The sequence below is a fragment of the Streptomyces hebeiensis genome, from assembly GCF_052983195.1.
Map to the genome: position 1 here is coordinate 3,687,286 of NZ_CM129812.1, position 17,217 is coordinate 3,704,502.

Here is a 17,217-nt window from a genome sequence, read left to right on the forward strand (position 1 = left end):
GGGCGCACGGCCGACAACACCCGCGGCGCCCGCCCCCAGGACAGGCAGCTCCCGTCCACACCGCCGCAGCAGGAACGAATGGAACGAACCGAATGACTCAAGCGACACTGGCTCGGGTCCCGGATCCGGTACCCGAGCCGGAGATCCGCCCCGTCCCCGCGGCCGCGCGGCCGGACCAGAAGCACGACCGGATGCGGGCCCTCGACGGGCTCCGCATCCTGGCGGCGCTCATGGTCTGCGTTTTCCACTACGCGGGAAAGGCCCAGACCTCGCACGCCTGGGGCCAGTCGCCGAAGGAGCTGTTCCCCGACCTGTCGCAGGCCGCCACCTACGGCGCCCTGGGTGTCCAGCTCTTCTTCGTCATCAGCGGTTTCGTCATCTGTATGAGCAGTTGGGGCCGGTCGCTCGGGGACTTCTTCCGCTCACGCGTCTCCCGGCTCTACCCCGCGTACTGGGCGGCCATCGTCCTCACCACCGCGGCCTGCGTGGCGCTCCCCTCCGTCATCGCACCGCTGCGCCTCGACGAGGTGCTGGTCAACCTGACGATGCTTCAGCAGCCGATGGGCGTGGGCCGGGTTCTCGGCGTGTGCTGGACCCTGTGGGTCGAGGCACGTTTCTACCTGCTCTTCGCGCTCTTCGTGGTGTGGAAGGGCGTCACCTACCGCCGAGTCGTGATCTTCTGCTGCCTGTGGACGGTGGCGGGGGTGCTGGCCCGGGTCGCCGACCACCCGCTCACGGACGAGATCGTGATGCGGGACCACGCGCCCTTCTTCATCGGCGGGCTCGCGCTCTACCTGATCCACCGCTACGGCAGCGATCTGCTGCTCTGGGGCATCGTCGCCACCAGCTGGCTGCTCGGCCAGCGCTACTCGACGACGGCGCTGTGGGACCCGAACGCGACGTCCGCGTTCCAGGAGCGCTCCCCCTACGTGATCCTGCTGGTCGTCACCTTCGCCTTCGCCGCCGTCGCGGCCGTGGCCCTGGGCTGGCTCCGCTGGGCGAACTGGCGCTGGCTGACCTTCGCCGGCGCCCTCACGTACCCCTTCTACCTGGTCCACGAGCACCTCGGCTGGTTCGCGATCAGCATCCTGCACCGCCACTTCGGTGTGGAGCCGCGCGTGACGTTCGTGGCCACGATCCTGCTGATGCTCACGCTCGCGTGGCTGATCCACCGCCTGGTCGAGAAGCCCTTCGGCCCCCGCCTGAAGCGCGCGATGAAGACCCAGGCGGACCGGGTACGGACGCAGATCCGCGCGGCGGCCTGAGCCCGCCCGCCCGCATACCTGTACGTACGTACGACGGTGGCCCGGCGGAGGGGGAGATCCCCCTCCGCCGGGCCACCGTGCGACCGCGGTCGCATCCGAACACGGTCACGCTCGAACATGGTCACGCCCGAACGCGGTCGTTACCGTTTGAACGCGTCCCTGGTCTTCGCGCCGGCCTCACGCATATCGCCCTTGGCGCGCGTGGCCCGGCCCTCCGCCGTCATCCGCTCGTTGCCGACGGCACGTCCCAGGGTTTCCTTGATGGCGCCCTTGACCTGGTCGGTCTTGGCACCCGACTTCCTCATGGCGTGGTCGCCACGGGCCTTCCGGTCGGCTGTCATGGTCCCGCTCCTCACTGTCGAGCCGTTTCCCTGACAAGAATCCGCCTGCCCGACTGTCCCGCACGCAAACAAGCGGGAGCGCGTGGCAAAGGTGAACGCCCGCCTCAGTAGCGGTCGCGGAAGTCGGCGAGGATCTCCTTCGTCCGGCGCGCGGACTCCGCGTGCGCGACCATGCGGTCCATGGCCTCCATGTGCCCGACGACCTCGTTGGCGTTGTCGAGGTAGAGCGCACCGGTCAGGTACTCGACGTACGCCATGTCCGGAAGCTCGGGGATCGCGAAGCGGAACAGGACGAACGGGCTGTACGTACCGGGGTGGTGGCCGGCGGCGAACGTGGCGATCTGGAGCGTGACGTTCGGCATCTCGGCCGACTCCAGCAGCCGGTCGAGCTGCGCGCGCATGACGGCGCCGGACTCGACGGGGCGGTGGAAGACGGTCTCGTCCATGACGACCCAGAAGTTCGGGGCGTCGGGCCGGGTGAGCAGGGCCTGACGTTCCATCCGAAGGGCGACGAGGCGTTCGATCCGGTCGGGATCGGTCCGTCCGATGGCCCCGTACGTCAGGACGCCACGCGCGTAGTCCTCCGTCTGCAGCAGCCCCGGCACGAAGTGCGGCTCGTAGGCACGGATGGTGCGGGCGGCCTCCTCCAGGCTGACGTGTCCGCCGAACCAGTCCGGCAGCACATCGTGGAACCGCTGCCACCAACCCGGTTTGTTGGCCTCGTCGGCCAGCTGGAGGAAGGTGACCACCTCGTCGTCGGGCACGCCGTACGCGGGCAGCAGGATCTGGATGTACGGGATCTTCAGCGCGACCTCGGCCGTCTCCATCCGCCGGATCGTCCCGGCCGCGACCCGGAGCAGCCTGGCCGCCCGGTCGCGGCTGATTCCGGCCCTTTCGCGAAGGGCCTGCAGTTGTCTGCTGAGGACCAGCTGGCCGATCGTCGGAGCGGACCGCGGCTCGCTCACACCCCACCCCCGAGCACGAACATGCGGGCAGTTTGCCACAAGGGCCGGATCATGGACATGGTTCGGCCACCGCCCGGATCCCCTCCCGGATCATCGCCCGGTTCACCGGCCGGTGAACCGGTGGCGACGGTGAGAAGATCGGCCGATGGCCGGGAGATGGCGAATGACGGATACCATCGATCCCTGTCGTTGCCGATGACTGCTGGGGTGATCCGTACGTGTCCCGACCGCGTGTAGGTGTGGCCGTGCTGACCATGGGCACCCGGCCCGTCGAGCTGCGGGCACTGCTCGACTCCGTGGCCAAGCAGCGGGAGGCCGCGAGCAGGATCGTGGTCGTGGGCAACGGCGCGCCCCTGCCCGAGCTGCCCGAGGGCGTCGTCGGCGTGGAGCTGGAGAAGAACCTCGGCGTCTCCGGCGGCCGCAACGTCGCCATGGAGAAGCTCCGCTCCTTCGGTGACGTGGACGTGCTCGTCGACCTGGACGACGACGGACTGCTCATCGAGGCCGACGTCTTCACGCGCATCGCCGACCTGTACGAGACCGATCCCCGGCTCGGCATCGTCAGCTTCCGCATCGCGGACGAGACCGGTTTCACCCAGCGCCGGCACGTGCCCCGGCTCCGGGTGGACGACCCGATGCGCGGCGGCGAGGTGACCACCTTCCTCGGCGGCGGACACGCGCTCTCGATGGCGATGCTGGACGAGACGGGCGGCTGGCCGGACGAGTTCTTCTTCACGCACGAGGAGACCGACCTCGCCTGGCGCGCCCTGGACGCGGGCTGGACGATCCGGTACGAGCCGGAGCTGGTGCTCCAGCACCCCCGTACCTCGCCCGCCCGCCATGCCGAGTTCTACCGGATGACCGCCCGCAACCGGGTGTGGCTGGCCCGCCGCCACCTCCCCGCCGTCCTCGTCCCGCTCTACCTCGGCACGTGGATACTCCTCACGGTCGCCCGTACCCGCTCGGCGAGCGGACTGCGCGCGTGGTTCGGCGGCTTCTTCGAGGGCACGCGAACGGCGTGCGGCCCCCGCCGCCCGATCCGCTGGCGGACCGTACGCCGCATGACGGCGCTGGGCCGCCCACCGGTGATCTGAACCGCCTGCCGCTGATCCGATGGGTCCACGGGAGAAAACGCCTCCGGACCTCCCGCCTTCCGCGCCTCCGGACTCCCGTCCGGCCTCATTCCGCCCCGGCGTCCACCTTTTCCGCCGGTGGCACGACGGTGAAATACTCACCGCCCGCCGGAACACCGATTCCGCGCCAGCGAAACGGAATTCCCCTCCCCACACCCGGATCCACGTGGTCCATCAGTGGGAAGTGGACATGCGGCTCGGTCGAATTGCCCGAGTTTCCGCATTGCGTCACCACTTGCCCCGCCTTTACCCGGTCACCTACGCCCACCGTGAGGGATCCGCGCCTGAGGTGGGCGTACAAGGCGTACGTGCCGTTCCCGAGGTCCAGGACCAGATGGTTGCCCGTGATACGGCGCGCGCCGAGCATCTCCCGCACGAAACCCTCGATCGCCAGCAGGTAGAGGAGCGCCGGCAGCGAATTGCGGCTCAGATGGTCCCGCTGCCGGTCCTCCGCGTGGACGACCGTGGCGTCGGCCGCCGCCGGGGGCGCCGAAGGCGGGGAAGTCGCGGTTACGGCGTAAGACCGGCCACAGCGCGGCGAATGACGGGCGCGCGCCACCCGGAACCACGCCACCACCGGACACTCGCCCCGGCCCCGGCCCCGGCTCCCCCTCCGGCTCCGGCTCCGGCTCCCCCTCCGGCTCCGGCTCCGGCTCCGGCTCCGGCTCCGGCTCCGGCACGATGTCGATCGCGTACGCCTGCCCGTACCGTACGTGCCATGGCTCGGCACCTTGTCCGCCGGACTGTTGAGCGCCGACCAGCGACCGAGCCCCTGCCCGGTCGCCAGTGGCCACCGGGCAGGGGCTCGGCCCCGAGAGCGGACTCCGTTACGCCAGCAGCGCCGGGATCGTCCCCTCGTACGCCTCCCGCAGCTCGCTCAGCTCCACGCCGAACTCGCCCTGCACCTCGATCGCCGTGCCGTCCACGACACCGATCCGCGTCACCGGCAGCCCCCGCGCCCCGCACATGTCGGTGAAGCGGAGCTCCTCGCTGCGCGGCACGGCGACGACCGCTCGGCCCGCCGACTCGCTGAACAGGAAGGTGAACGCGTCGAGACCGTCCGGTACGACCAGTCGCGCGCCGTTGCCGCCGCGCAGGCAGGACTCCGTCACGGCCTGGATCAGACCGCCGTCGCTCAGGTCGTGCGCCGCGTCGATCATGCCGTCGCGGGACGCCGAGATCAGGATCTCGCCGAGCAGCTTCTCCCGGTCGAGGTCGACCGCCGGCGGCAGCCCGCCCAGGTGGTCGTGCACGACCTGGGACCAGGCCGAGCCGCCGAACTCCTCGCGGGTGTCCCCCAGCAGATAGAGCAGCTGGCCCTGCTCCTTGAAGGCGATCGGCGTCCGGCGCGTCACGTCGTCGATCACGCCGAGCACCGCGACCACCGGCGTCGGGTGGATGGCCGTCTCGCCGGTCTGGTTGTAGAGCGAGACGTTGCCGCCGGTCACCGGGGTGCCGAGGGCGAGGCAGCCGTCCGCCAGACCCCGCGTGGCCTCGGCGAACTGCCACATCACGGCCGGGTCCTCGGGCGAGCCGAAGTTCAGGCAGTCCGAGACGGCGAGCGGCTTGGCGCCGGAGGCGGCGACATTGCGGTACGACTCGGCGAGCGCGAGCTGCGCGCCCGCGTACGGGTCGAGCTTCGCGTACCGTCCGTTGCCGTCCGTCGCCATCGCCACGCCCAGGTTCGACTCCTCGTCGATCCGGACCATGCCGGCGTCCTCGGGCTGCGCGAGCACGGTGTTGCCCTGCACGAAACGGTCGTACTGGTCGGTGATCCACGCCTTGGACGCCTGGTTCGGCGACGCGACCAGCTTGAGCACCTGCTCGCGCAGCTCCGCCGAGTTCGCCGGGCGCGGCAGCGCGTTCGCGTCGTCCGCCTGGAGCGCGTCCTGCCACTCGGGGCGCGCGTAGGGGCGCTCGTACACCGGGCCGTCGTGCGCCACGGAGCGCGGCGGCACGTCCACGATCTGCTCGCCGTGCCAGAAGATCTCCAGCCGCTCGCCCTCGGTCACCTCGCCGATGACCGTGGCGATGACGTCCCACTTCTCGCAGATCTCCATGAAGCGGGCGACCTTGTCCGGCTCGACCACGGCGCACATGCGCTCCTGCGACTCGCTCATGAGGATCTCCTCGGGCGAGAGGGTCGCGTCACGCAGCGGTACGGTGTCCAGCTCGACCCGCATGCCTCCGGAACCGGCGCTCGCCAGCTCGCTCGTCGCGCAGGACAGGCCGGCGCCCCCGAGGTCCTGGATCCCCGCGACGAGCTTCTCGGCGAAGATCTCCAGGGTGCACTCGATCAGCAGCTTCTCCTGGAAGGGGTCGCCGACCTGGACGGCGGGCCGCTTGGCCGGCTTGGAATCGTCGAAGGTCTCGGACGCCAGCACCGAGACGCCGCCGATGCCGTCGCCGCCGGTGCGGGCGCCGTACAGGATCACCTTGTTGCCGGCGCCGGACGCCTTGGCGAGGTGGATGTCCTCGTGCTTCATGACGCCGATACAGCCGGCGTTGACCAGCGGGTTGCCCTGGTAGCAGGCGTCGAAGACGACCTCGCCGCCGATGTTCGGCAGGCCCAGGCAGTTGCCGTAGCCGCCGATGCCCGCGACCACGCCGGGCAGCACCCGCCTGGTGTCGGGGTGGTCGGCGGCGCCGAAGCGCAGCGGGTCCACGACGGCGACGGGGCGGGCGCCCATGGCGAGGATGTCGCGGACGATGCCGCCGACGCCGGTGGCCGCGCCCTGGTAGGGCTCGATGTAGGAGGGGTGGTTGTGCGACTCGACCTTGAAGGTCACCGCGTACCCCTGGCCGACGTCCACGACGCCCGCGTTCTCACCGATGCCCACGAGCATGGCGTCACTGGCCGGGGCCTTCTCGCCGAACTGCCGGAGGTGGACCTTGGACGACTTGTACGAGCAGTGCTCGGACCACATGACCGAGTACATGGCGAGCTCGGCACCGGTCGGGCGGCGGCCCAGGATCTCGCGGATCCGCGCGTACTCGTCCTCCTTGAGGCCGAGTTCCTTCCAGGGCTGGCCGGTGTCGGGGGTGTCGGTCGCGTGCTTGACGGTGTCGAGGGTCATCAGGCGCTTACCAGCTTCTTCAGGATCGAGGTGAAGAATCCGAGACCGTCGGTACGGCCCGTACCGATCAGCGGCTCCACGGCGTGCTCGGGGTGCGGCATCAGGCCGACGACGTTGCCCGCCGCGTTGGTGATGCCGGCGATGTCGCGCAGCGAGCCGTTCGGGTTGCCGTCCAGGTAGCGGAAGGCAACGCGGCCCTCGGCCTCCAGCTCGTCCAGCGTGCGCTCGTCGGCGGTGTACCGGCCGTCGATGTTCTTGAGGGGTACGGAGATCTCCTGGCCCGTCGAGTAGTCGCCGGTCCAGGCGGTGTCCGCGTTCTCCACCCGGAGCTTCTGGTCGCGGCAGACGAAGTGGAGGTCGTTGTTGCGCAGCATCGCGCCCGGCAGCAGGTGGGTCTCGGTGAGGATCTGGAAGCCGTTGCAGATGCCGAGGACCGGCAGGCCGGCCTTCGCCTGCTCGATGACCGTCTCCATCACCGGGGAGAACCGGGAGATGGCACCGGCCCGCAGGTAGTCGCCGTAGCTGAAACCGCCCGCGAGGACGACCGCGTCGACCTGCTTGAGGTCCTTGTCGCGGTGCCACAGGGAGACGGGCTCGGCACCGGCGATCCGGGCGGCGCGCAGGCTGTCGCGGTCGTCGAGGGTGCCGGGGAAGGTGATGACTCCGATACGAGCGGTCACCGGGACACCTTCTCGGCAGCGTTCCCGTTATCCGCATCCGCGTCGGCCGCCGCGTCCGCGTTTTCGATCTTCACGGTGAAGTCTTCGATGACGGTATTGGCGAGGAACGTCTCCGCCATCTCATGGATACGGGCAAGGGCGGCGTCGTCGACCGGCCCCGCCACTTCGAGCTCGAAACGCTTTCCCTGGCGGACGTCGGCGATGCCCCCGAAACCCAGACGGGGCAGTGCGCGCTGCACCGCCTGTCCCTGCGGGTCGAGGATCTCCGGCTTGAGCATGACGTCGACTACGACGCGTGCCACTGGCACTCCCGGTGGTGTGGTGCGGCTGGTTCTGCTGCTGTTGTTCTCCGGGGAATCCCCCAGACCCGGGGAAATCTCCCGGACCCCCCGAGCTTCCCTCAGCCTACCTGGCCGGAAAATCTACACGGGTAGACGCACACCTCGGGGCGGGAGGCGCGCAGAGCTGCCCATGGGGCGGACGAGGCGGGCGGCCCGGCCGGCCGTCGGATCCGTCGGTCACCCGGATACGACCGGAACGGGCGGCCGTCACACGCGGAGATCGCGTGGTGATTCCGGCCACGAACAACACGCCGGGAAAAAATCAGGAAAAGAATCACGCCCTGGCATTGCCCGGGACACGCTGATGTAATTGGCTGAGCTTCACATTGCGGCAGTGACCGCTGTACAAAGGAATGCAGCGGGAAAGCTGGATTGCCGCACCTTCTCAAAACAGCCGTAAGGACGGTATCACCGCACGTCGACCGTGTTTCCCACACGAGTCGGACACGGGCGGGGGCAGGTACCGAAGGAAAGGACCGATATCCGTGGCGCAGCGCGTAGTGGTTACGCTCTCCGACGACATCGACGGCGGCGAGGCGGCGGAGACGGTCATGTTCGGCCTGGACGGGAAGACGTACGAGATCGACCTCAACCCCGCCAACGCCAAGAAACTCCGCAAGGCCCTGGCGCCCTTCGTGGCGGCGGGCCGGAAGCAGACGCACGCCGGCAGGCGCGGCAAATCCCGTACGAGCTACCGGCACACCTCCCTGGCCCCCGATCCCGCCGCCGTCCGGGCCTGGGCGCAGTCGCACAAGATGGACGTGCCGGCCCGCGGCCGGATCCCGAAGAAGGTCTACGAGGCGTTCCGCGAAGCGCGTTGAGGCGTGCGGGGCCCGCTCGCTCCGTCGCGGCCCGTCCACCGCGGCCCGTCCTACGGGCGCTCCCGTCCCGACGCGCGGAGGTCCCGACGCGCGGAGATCCCGACGCGTGGACCCCGGAGTGCCGTGCCACCGGGCGGGAGCGCGGACGCGCGCCGAGGGGCCCCGAGCGGGCCGAAGGGGGGCTCTGCGCACGGAGTTGCGAAGCACCCCCATTGATCGGCTAGAGTTTGGAGCACGCCGAGGGGCAAGGCCGAAAGGCCGGAAAACCTCACGGAGCGTGCGGGTGTAGTTCAGTAGTAGAACGCCCCCTTTCCAAGGGGGAGGCGCAGTGTGCGATTCCTGTCACCCGCTCCACATCGCTCTCTCCGATCCACTCCTGTGGATCAGGTAGAGTGATGACGCACCGGTCAGCGACTGCCTGTATCGCCAGTCGCCCATCCGATGCGATGCGGACGTAGCTCAGTTGGTAGAGCGCAACCTTGCCAAGGTTGAGGTCGCCAGTTCGAACCTGGTCGTCCGCTCTGACAGAAGGCCCTGATCAATTCGATCGGGGTCTTCTTCGTGTGCGCGCTCGGCTCCGCCGTCTCCTTCGCCGCCTTCCCCGTCCATGACATTTGTCATGAACGCCGATGACAGCGCGCACTGCCCGCCGCCCCGGACCGGCGGAAATCTTGAAGACATGACTGAGCCTTCTCGAACGCTGACCCGGACGCCTTCCTGGAACGACGACAGTGACCCGGTGATCGAGGTGGACGAGCTGCGGCGGGCGTACTCCGGTGGTTTCACCGCGGTCGACGGCGTCTCGTTCTCCGTGGGGCGCGGCGAACTGTTCGCGCTGCTCGGTACGAACGGCGCCGGAAAGACCTCCACCGTCGAACTGCTGGAAGGTCTCGCCCGGCCCGACTCGGGCGAGGTGCGCGTGCTCGGCCACGATCCGTACCGCGAACGCGCCGCCGTCCGCCCCAGGACCGGAGTGATGCTCCAAGAGGGCGGCTTTCCGTCCGATCTGACGGTGGCCGAGACCGTGCGGATGTGCGCGGGCTGCACCAGCGGTGCCCGGCCGGCCGGCGAGGCGCTGGAGATGGTGGGGCTCGGCAGGCGGACGAAGGTACGGGTCAAGCAGCTCTCGGGCGGCGAGCGGCGGCGGCTGGACCTGGCACTGGCGCTGCTCGGCCGGCCCGAGGTGCTCTTCCTGGACGAACCGACCACGGGCCTGGACGCCGAAGGGCGGCGGGACACCTGGGACTTGGTGCGACGGCTGCGCGACGGCGGCACCACGGTCCTGCTGACCACGCACTACCTGGAGGAGGCGGAATCCCTCGCCGACCGGCTCGCGATCATGCACCGGGGAAAGATCGTGGTCTCCGGCACCCCGGCCGAGGTGACCACCGCGCGCCCGTCCCATATCCGCTTCACGCTGCCGCCGCACGTCCCCGCCGGCCGGCTGCCGCTGTCACTGCGTGCGGCGGCCGACGGGCAGCGGGTGGAGATCAGGACCCGGGAACTCCAGCGGGATCTGGGCGAACTGCTGCGGTGGGCCGCGGAGTCGGACGTGAACCTGGGGGCGCTGGACGCACGGTCGGCCTCGCTCGAAGAGGCGTTCCTCGACATCGCGACGGAACACGCGGAAGCGGCGGAAGCGGCGTGAGGAGAACACCGACGGAGACGGTGACGGTGACGGGCACGGGAACGGGGACAGAGATGGCGACGGGGATGGGAATGGCGGAAGAGACAGGGACACGGATGAGCACGGGGGCTGTTGTGACCGGCGATACGGAAAGGCGGGCCGGCGACGGACCCGGTGGCAGGCCCGGCACGCCAGGCAGGCCCGGCCGGAAAACGGACACGGACGCGGCAACGCCCCGTACGAGCACGCCGTCGGGACGTCTCGCGGCGCTCGGCCGCGCCGAGTTCACGCTGCTCCTGCGGAACAAGACGGCGCTGTTCTCCGCTCTGTTCGTACCGGTGGCCACGATCGCGGGCAGCAAGGTGTCGCTCGACCGGATCGACCTCGGCAAGAGCGGACTGAGCATGGTCGAGGCGGCGCTGATCGGAGGCCTCGGAACGGTACTGATCATGGCGGTGTACTCGAACCTCGCCGCCGCGTACACCGCCCGCCGCGAGGACCTCGTCCTCAAACGGCTGCGCACGGGCGAGGCCTCCGACGCGGAAATCCTCACCGGTACCGCCCTGCCGGCGGCCACGGTCACCCTCGTCCAGTGCGCGCTGCTGGTGACGGCGGGCAGCCTGTTCCTCGACGTGAGCGCCCCGCGCCGACCCGAACTGCTGATCGCCGGCCTGCTGATCGGTACGGCCCTGCTCGCGGCGCTGGCCGCGGCGACCTCCGCCGTCACACGCACGGTGGAGAGCGCGCAGATCACCATCATGCCGTTGTTCCTGATCTCGGTGCTCGGCTCGGGGCTGTTCGTCCCCCTGGACGTGCTGCCGGAGAAGGTCGCCTCCGTGTTCGAACTGCTCCCGCTTTCCGGCGTCATGACGCTGATCCGCGCGGGCTGGGTCGGCGGGATCGAGGCGTACGACGTGCTGGGAGCGGCCCTGACCGCGCTGGCCTGGACGGTGCTCGGCGTGTTTGCTGTACGTCGGTGGTTCCGCTGGGAGCCCCGCCGCTGAGCCATGTGGCACCAGGCGCGGGGTCTCGGGGGCCCGGGGGCCCGGAGAACCAGGGATTCGGGACCCGGGGATTCGGGTCCGGCTGACGCCTGCGTGACGCGGGCCATGCCGGCCGTGCGAGCACGACCGACCCACGACGAGGAGAACGGGAGAGCACGATGACCGGGCGGACCGGGCGGACCGGGCCGGTGGAAGGTTGGCGGCGGACCTGCCGACGGGCCGCCGAGGCCGGCCACCGGGCCAGGAGCAAACACGGGAGCGGGAACAAGAGCAAGCCGGCCCGGGTGGAGCAGTACACCCGCGCGACGTTCACGGCCTTCGCGGGCGTCGAGAGCGGAGCGGTCACCACCTCCCTGCTCTTCGAGTCCGCGAGTCCGGCCGAACGCTGGCTGTTCCTGTTGGTCCTCGCCCATTCCGTGCTGGGGGGCCTGCTCGCGAACCGGGCACTGGACTGGCGGCTGGGCCGCCGTGAGCGGCCCGTCCGGCTGACCGTGGGGATGGCCGTGCTGTCCGCCGCGGGCGTCTTCGCCCTGCTGGTGCTGCGCATCGCGGACCAGGTGCCCAAGTCGGAATTCGGCGTGCTTCTGATGTTCCTCATCGGCTTCGGGCTGGCGGGGATCTCGCTGACACTGCGGACGACCGTCCACCGGACGTACGCGGTGCTCGGCGCGGCGGCCGGACTGGCGGTCGTGACCTTGCTGCTCGGGGCGGGCTGGGGACAGGCCGGCCTGAACGCCGTCGGCGTCCTCGCCATGGGCTCGGTGCTCGTCGTGAGCTATGTCTTCTCGGCCTGGCTCGTGGACGTCGTCTGGGAGCTGGACCGGGCGCGCGAGCTGCACACGCGGCTGGCCGTCGCGGAGGAACGGCTGCGCTTCGGGCGGGACATGCACGACGTGATGGGCCGCAACCTCGCGGTGATCGCGCTCAAGAGCGAACTGGCGGTGCAGCTCGCCGAGCGGGGCAGGCCGGAGGCGGTGGCCCAGATGAGCGACGTGCAGCGGATCGCGCGTGAGTCTCAGCGGGAGGTGCGGGACGTCGTACGGGGCTATCGCGACGCGAACCTGCACATGGAACTGGAAGGAGCACGTGGGGTGTTGGCGGCGGCGGGCATCGACTGCCGGGTCGAGGGCGATGACGGTACGGGCCTCGCGGCCGAGGTGCAGTCGGCACTGGGATGGGTCGTGCGGGAGGCGACGACGAACGTCCTGCGGCACGGGGACGCGCGGCGGTGCACCGTACGGCTCGCCGTGCCGGGGGCGGGGGAACGCGGCGACGGGGCGGCGGTCCTGGTGGTCGAGAACGACGGCGTACCGGCGGCGGACGAGAGGGACGAGGGTGACGGCAAGGGGAAAGCGGCCGGGCCCTCGCACGGGTCCGAACCCGCGGCCACGCCGCGGAAGGGCTCCGGCCTGACCGGCCTGCGGGAACGCCTGGCGGCCCTCGACGGCACGCTGGAGGCCGGCCGCGCGACCGGTGACCGCTTCCGCCTGACGGCCCGGATCCCGCTGGCCGTGGCCGGGACGGGTGGTGCGGGGCCGGGCACGAGTGCCGGTGGCGTCGAGGGCGTCGGTGGCGTCGGTGCCGATGCGGGCATGCCCGGCACGGAAGCGAACCGTACGGCCCCGATGGCCGCGGTCCGCGGGGACTCGGCCCGGCCGGGCCGTACCGGAACGGCGTCCCGGACCTGGAGCGGCGGTGACGGCGATGGCGGGGGCGCCGCCGTACCCTCCGTGGCCCCCGGCACCGGTGAGGAGGTCGCCACCGCATGACATCGGCACCCGTACCCCTACCCGAGCCCGAGCCCGCGTCCGTGTCGGCGTCCGGCTCCGGACCGGCAGCCGTGCCCGTCTCCGTACCCGGCCCCGGGGCGGCGCCCGCGCCCGAGTCCGCGTCGGCGCCGGGCACCACCCCGCCCGTGCGCGTCCTGCTCGCCGACGACGAGCATCTGATCCGGGGCGCCCTCGCCGCCCTCCTCGCCCTGGAGGACGACCTGGTCGTCGTCGCCGAGGCGGGCTCCGGCCCCGAGGCACTGGCCATGGCACGCGCCCACCGGCCCGACGTCGCCGTACTCGATCTCCAGATGCCCGGCGCTGACGGTGTGAAGGTCGCCACATCCCTCCGCACCGAACTGCCTGGCTGCCGGACGATGATCGTGACCAGCCACGGCCGTCCCGGCCATCTCAAACGGGCGCTGGCGGCGGGCGTGCGCGGATTCGTGCCCAAGACCGTCAGCGCCCGGCAGCTCGCCGAGATCATCCGTACCGTCCACGCGGGCAACCGCTATGTCGACCCGGAGTTGGCCGCCGACGCGATCTCCGCCGGGGACTCGCCCCTGACCGCGCGCGAGGCCGAGGTGCTGGAGTTGGCGGCGGACGGCGCTCCGATCGCGGAGATCGCGGAGCGGGCCTCGCTCTCGCCGGGGACCGTACGCAACTACCTGTCGTCGGCCGCGACGAAACTGGGTGCCGAGAACCGGCATACGGCAGTGCGTCTCGCCCGGCGCCGCGGTTGGGTATAGTTGGTCCCACGCCACGGCGCAAGCGGACGTAGCTCAGTTGGTAGAGCGCAACCTTGCCAAGGTTGAGGTCGCCAGTTCGAACCTGGTCGTCCGCTCAGGTGAAGTAACAGCATCACCCAGCAGTACGAGGAAGGGCCCCGGTCGGAGCGACCGGGGCCCTTCCTCGTACCCGCCGTGCCCGCCGGGAACCACGTACGCGCCGGAATCCGCGGCTGCCCCCGTGGCCGCCCGCTCACTCCCAGGCGGTGCCGGTCAGGTGCTCGTACGCCTCCAGGTACCGCGTCCGGGTCGCGTCGACGACCTCCCGCGGCAGCGGCGGAGGCGGCTGCTCGCTCGCCCGGTCCCAGCCGGAGGCGGGCGAGGTCAGCCAGTCGCGTACGTACTGCTTGTCGTACGAAGGCTGCGCACGGCCCGGCTCCCAGCCGTCGGCCGGCCAGAACCGGGAGGAGTCGGGCGTGAGCACCTCGTCCGCGATCACCAGCCGCTCGTCGGCGTCGAACCCGAATTCGAACTTGGTGTCGGCGAGGACGATGCCGCGGTCCCGGGCGACGTCCCGGGCCCGCGCGTACACGTCGAGCGTCGTACGCCGCAGCCGGGCCGCGGTCTCCGCGCCGACCTGACGGGCCACCTCCTCGTACGACACGTTCTCGTCGTGGTCGCCGACGGCGGCCTTGGTGGCGGGCGTGAAGATCGGGGCGGGAAGCTCGGAGCCGTCGACGAGCCCCTCGGGCAGCGCCAGCCCGCAGACGGTACGGGTCTGCTCGTACTCCGCGAGGCCGGAGCCGGCCAGGTAGCCGCGCGCGACGCACTCCACGGGGACCATGCGCAGCGGTCGGCAGACGAGCGTACGGCCGGCCCAGTCGGCGGGAGCGCCGGCGGGCAGGTCGGTGGAGATCACGTGGTGGGGGACCAGGTCCTCCAGCCGCTCGAACCACCAGAGCGAGAGCTGGGTGAGGACCCGGCCCTTGTCCGGGATCTCGGTCGGCAGGACCCAGTCGAACGCGGACATGCGGTCGCTGGCGACCATGACGAGGGCGCCGGCTTCGTCGCGGTACAGATCGCGCACCTTGCCGGTGTGGAGGTGCACCAGACCCGGCACCTGAAGGGGTTCGGGCTTTTCTACGAATCCGGACACGGTTCCTCCCGGTGGCTCTGTCCGATCTGAGAGATCGCGTCGATTCTCCCGTATGCCGGAAGGGGCGGCTCCGAGGGGTGGGAGCGGGGCGGCCGCTCCTTGCCGTGGAGGCTCCCCGCTGCCCCACGTGAGCGGGGCAGTGGGGCAGAGTCTTCTCTCTGTCCTGTTGTCCTCTGTCCTCTGTCCTCTGTCCTCAGTCCCGCTTGCAGATACGGTCCAGGAGGTTGGCCGTCGCGCGTTGGACGCGGGCGTCGACATGCCCCGGCCGGTCGAGCGCCGGGGACCAGGCGAAGGTCCCGGAGGCGAAGACGAGCGCTCCGGAGGGGGCGCGGTAGAGCGAGGTCTCCTGGTGACAGCGGGCGTTCTCGCTGTCGCGGTACGGGGAGTGGGCGAGCAGGATCCGGTCCTGGTGCTCGGGCAGGGCGGTGCGCGGGAAGTAGCGGTCGGCCTCACCGGCGACGAGTCCGTCGATCGCGTCGCCCTCGCCCGCGCCGGTCGCCTCCCAGAGCCAGTGGCCGGCGTTCCGCACGACCAGGGGGTGCGGCTCGGGGACCCGGCCCGCGTACTGGATGCCGAGCACCTCCTGCTCCGGCCGGTCCCGCTCGCGCCAGAGGGCGGAGCGGCCGGGGCCACGCCTCTTGCGGCAGGTGAGGAGGCGGTCGGGCACACCGGAGGCCGACGGGGACAGCTCCACCTGCCAGTACATGGTGTTCGCGGACAGGAAGACCAGTGACGTGCCGTTGTCACGCGCCCGCTCGACGGTGCGGCGCATGGGGACGGACCAGTACTCGTCGTGGCCGGGGAAGATCAGGCCCCGGTAGCGGGTGGGGTCGATACGGCCGGCGTGCAGGTCGCGGGCGTCGGCATAGGCGAGGTCGTAGCCGTACCGCTCGGCCCAGCGGATGAAGTCGTAGGCGTGCCCGACGTGCAGCGGCAGGCCGGCGCCCGCGTAGGGGCGGTCGAAGGAGACCGTGGTCGCCGCGTCCTGTTCGCCGAGGAGACGACCCTCCGCGTCCCAGGCGTGGTAGAGGCTGGCGCCGGTGCGGCCGTCCTCGGGATAGAGGTTGTACGCCTGCCAGGTGACGTCGGGGAGCAGGAGGAGCAGGTCGGCGGCGCGGTCGTCGCGCACGGTGAAGGGGACGTGGGAACGGTGGCCGTCGGCGGTGGTCAGAACGGCCACATAGGCACCGAGCGTCCAGTACGACGGAACCTGGAGCCGCCAGGACAGCCACCAGTGGTGGCAGGAGACGGTACGGTCGGCCGCGAGCGGCGGGGGCTGGACGATGCCGGGGAGTCGGGGGCTGGTGGTTATCTTGAACGCGCCGTCGCCGCCGTAGTGCCCGATCCGGTAGATGTCCACGGAGTACTGCTGGGGCGGGTCGACGGTGATGTGGAAGTCGATCGCCTCGCCGGGCGCGACGGCGCCGGCGGACGCGAAGCCCTTGATCTGGCAGTGGACGTCGTCGGCCGTGCGGGCGCCACCGCTGCTGCCGTCGGCCCGGACATGCCCCGGACCACCGACGCCGCCCACGCTGCCCGAGCCGCCCATGCGGCCCGGTACGCCGGGGCCGCAGCCGGTGGCGCTGCCCGCGCCCTCGTTCTCGTCGGCCGGATCGCTCGCGTCGCTCGCGGCCCTCGCGCCATTCGCGCCATTCGCGCCATTCGCGCCATTCGCGCTGTTCGCGCTGTTGCCGTGGCCCGGCCCGCGGGCACCGGCGCCGCCGCCGAACCCGCCGCCGACACCGCCGACGCCGCTGAAAGCGCTGCCCATGTGGGGCTCGGCGTACCAGGGAACCACCTGACCGGTGTCGTCGAAGTAGGTCTCGCTGCCCCGCAACCAGGGCAGTGGCCCCTGCCCGAAGGGGTCGGTGACCGCGTGGGCGAGTGCGCCCGATTCCCATCGCCGGATATGGTCCGCCCCCATCGTGCGCCCCTCCTCCGAGCTCCCGCGCCTCTTGGTGGCACGGTCGTTGACGTGTGCTTCGTGACGAGCGCCGACGCGCCGGTGACACGATCGGATACGACGGGGATACGTCCGGGAGAGGACCACGGCGTGGCCAGGGCCCAGCCGCTCGTCCGGCCGGGGCACGCTCCGAAGGCATCCCCTCTTCCGTGCCCGACGGCTCGGGCCGCCCCGACGCCACCCCGATGTCACCCCGAAGGTCGGCGTTCACCTCCAGCACATCACATAACGCTTGCGCGCCGTCACCGTTCGTCGCGAATTGACGTTAGTGGAACGGCCTACTCCGGATGTGCGACGCGGTACGGGGCAATGTGGCGTTGCGGGTAGCGCGGGGTGTACGGAGGGGC

14 protein-coding genes, 3 tRNA genes and 1 pseudogene are annotated in these 17,217 nt (G+C 70.9%); 10 read left to right on the top strand and 8 right to left on the bottom strand.

The genetic code is table 11. The features are described from left to right. Positions 1–92 precede the first annotated feature (92 nt). Positions 93–1,265: an acyltransferase family protein gene (locus ACU6P3_RS16100; RefSeq protein WP_447197708.1), complete on the top strand. Its 1,173-nt coding sequence runs from the start codon at positions 93–95 to the stop codon at positions 1,263–1,265. A 140-nt stretch (positions 1,266–1,405) separates the two neighbouring features. Here the strand turns inward: ACU6P3_RS16100 and ACU6P3_RS16105 are convergent, their stop codons facing one another. Both ACU6P3_RS16105 and ACU6P3_RS16110 read right to left on the bottom strand, forming a co-directional pair. Then, positions 1,406–1,606: a CsbD family protein gene (locus ACU6P3_RS16105; protein WP_037803972.1), complete on the bottom strand. Its 201-nt coding sequence runs from the start codon at positions 1,604–1,606 to the stop codon at positions 1,406–1,408. 104 nt (positions 1,607–1,710) lie between these two features. After that, a complete protein-coding gene (locus ACU6P3_RS16110; protein ID WP_447197709.1) occupies positions 1,711–2,571 on the bottom strand; it encodes a Sco1979 family transcriptional regulator in 861 nt (286 codons plus the stop codon). Between the two features lie 254 nt (positions 2,572–2,825). Here ACU6P3_RS16110 and ACU6P3_RS16115 point away from each other — a divergent pair, with 254 nt between their 5' ends. After that, entirely contained in the window at positions 2,826–3,665 is an 840-nt protein-coding gene (locus ACU6P3_RS16115) for a glycosyltransferase family 2 protein (protein WP_447197912.1), read from the top strand. An 85-nt stretch (positions 3,666–3,750) separates the two neighbouring features. Here ACU6P3_RS16115 and ACU6P3_RS16120 read toward each other — a convergent pair. From ACU6P3_RS16120 to purS, 4 genes and pseudogenes are all read right to left on the bottom strand, one after another. After that, positions 3,751–4,470 (bottom strand): annotated as a pseudogene (locus ACU6P3_RS16120) (M23 family metallopeptidase); the annotation flags it as partial. 61 nt (positions 4,471–4,531) lie between these two features. Beyond that, complete coding sequence (gene purL / locus ACU6P3_RS16125) at positions 4,532–6,781, bottom strand: phosphoribosylformylglycinamidine synthase subunit PurL (protein WP_447197710.1); 2,250 nt, start codon at positions 6,779–6,781, stop codon at positions 4,532–4,534. Continuing rightward, entirely contained in the window at positions 6,781–7,461 is a 681-nt protein-coding gene (gene purQ, locus ACU6P3_RS16130) for a phosphoribosylformylglycinamidine synthase subunit PurQ (RefSeq protein WP_447197711.1), read from the bottom strand. Before purQ ends, purL begins: the two co-directional genes overlap by 1 nt. Then, positions 7,458–7,763, bottom strand: a complete 306-nt coding sequence (gene purS / locus ACU6P3_RS16135) for a phosphoribosylformylglycinamidine synthase subunit PurS (protein ID WP_447197712.1) — start codon at positions 7,761–7,763, stop codon at positions 7,458–7,460. The genes purQ and purS overlap by 4 nt, the downstream gene beginning before the upstream one ends. 524 nt (positions 7,764–8,287) lie before the next feature. Here purS and ACU6P3_RS16140 point away from each other — a divergent pair. The 8 genes from ACU6P3_RS16140 (at position 8,288) to ACU6P3_RS16175 (ending at position 13,867) form a co-directional block, all read left to right on the top strand. Next, positions 8,288–8,623, top strand: a complete 336-nt coding sequence (locus ACU6P3_RS16140; protein WP_030751601.1) for a histone-like nucleoid-structuring protein Lsr2 — start codon at positions 8,288–8,290, stop codon at positions 8,621–8,623. 279 nt (positions 8,624–8,902) lie between these two features. Beyond that, positions 8,903–8,977 (top strand) — tRNA-Gly (locus ACU6P3_RS16145). Positions 8,978–9,071: 94 nt separating this feature from the next. Next, positions 9,072–9,144: transfer RNA gene (locus ACU6P3_RS16150), tRNA-Gly, on the top strand. A 158-nt stretch (positions 9,145–9,302) separates the two neighbouring features. Then, the gene (locus ACU6P3_RS16155) at positions 9,303–10,271 is read left to right on the top strand and encodes an ABC transporter ATP-binding protein (protein ID WP_447197713.1); all 969 of its coding nucleotides are present in this window, start codon (positions 9,303–9,305) and stop codon (positions 10,269–10,271) included. Between the two features lie 113 nt (positions 10,272–10,384). Continuing rightward, on the top strand, positions 10,385–11,254 hold the full coding sequence (locus ACU6P3_RS16160; protein ID WP_447197714.1) for an ABC transporter permease: 870 nt from the start codon (positions 10,385–10,387) through the stop codon (positions 11,252–11,254). A 158-nt stretch (positions 11,255–11,412) separates the two neighbouring features. Next, complete coding sequence (locus ACU6P3_RS16165) at positions 11,413–13,023, top strand: sensor histidine kinase (protein WP_447197715.1); 1,611 nt, start codon at positions 11,413–11,415, stop codon at positions 13,021–13,023. Further along, positions 13,020–13,772: a response regulator gene (locus tag ACU6P3_RS16170; RefSeq protein ID WP_447197716.1), complete on the top strand. Its 753-nt coding sequence runs from the start codon at positions 13,020–13,022 to the stop codon at positions 13,770–13,772. The genes ACU6P3_RS16165 and ACU6P3_RS16170 overlap by 4 nt, the downstream gene beginning before the upstream one ends. Before the next feature lie 22 nt (positions 13,773–13,794). Further along, positions 13,795–13,867, top strand: a tRNA-Gly gene (locus ACU6P3_RS16175). A 137-nt stretch (positions 13,868–14,004) separates the two neighbouring features. Here ACU6P3_RS16175 and ACU6P3_RS16180 read toward each other — a convergent pair. After that, complete coding sequence (locus ACU6P3_RS16180) at positions 14,005–14,907, bottom strand: phosphoribosylaminoimidazolesuccinocarboxamide synthase (RefSeq protein ID WP_447197717.1); 903 nt, start codon at positions 14,905–14,907, stop codon at positions 14,005–14,007. 193 nt (positions 14,908–15,100) lie between these two features. Further along, entirely contained in the window at positions 15,101–16,831 is a 1,731-nt protein-coding gene (locus ACU6P3_RS16185) for a N,N-dimethylformamidase beta subunit family domain-containing protein (RefSeq protein ID WP_447197718.1), read from the bottom strand. Between the last annotated feature and the right edge of the window lie 386 nt (positions 16,832–17,217).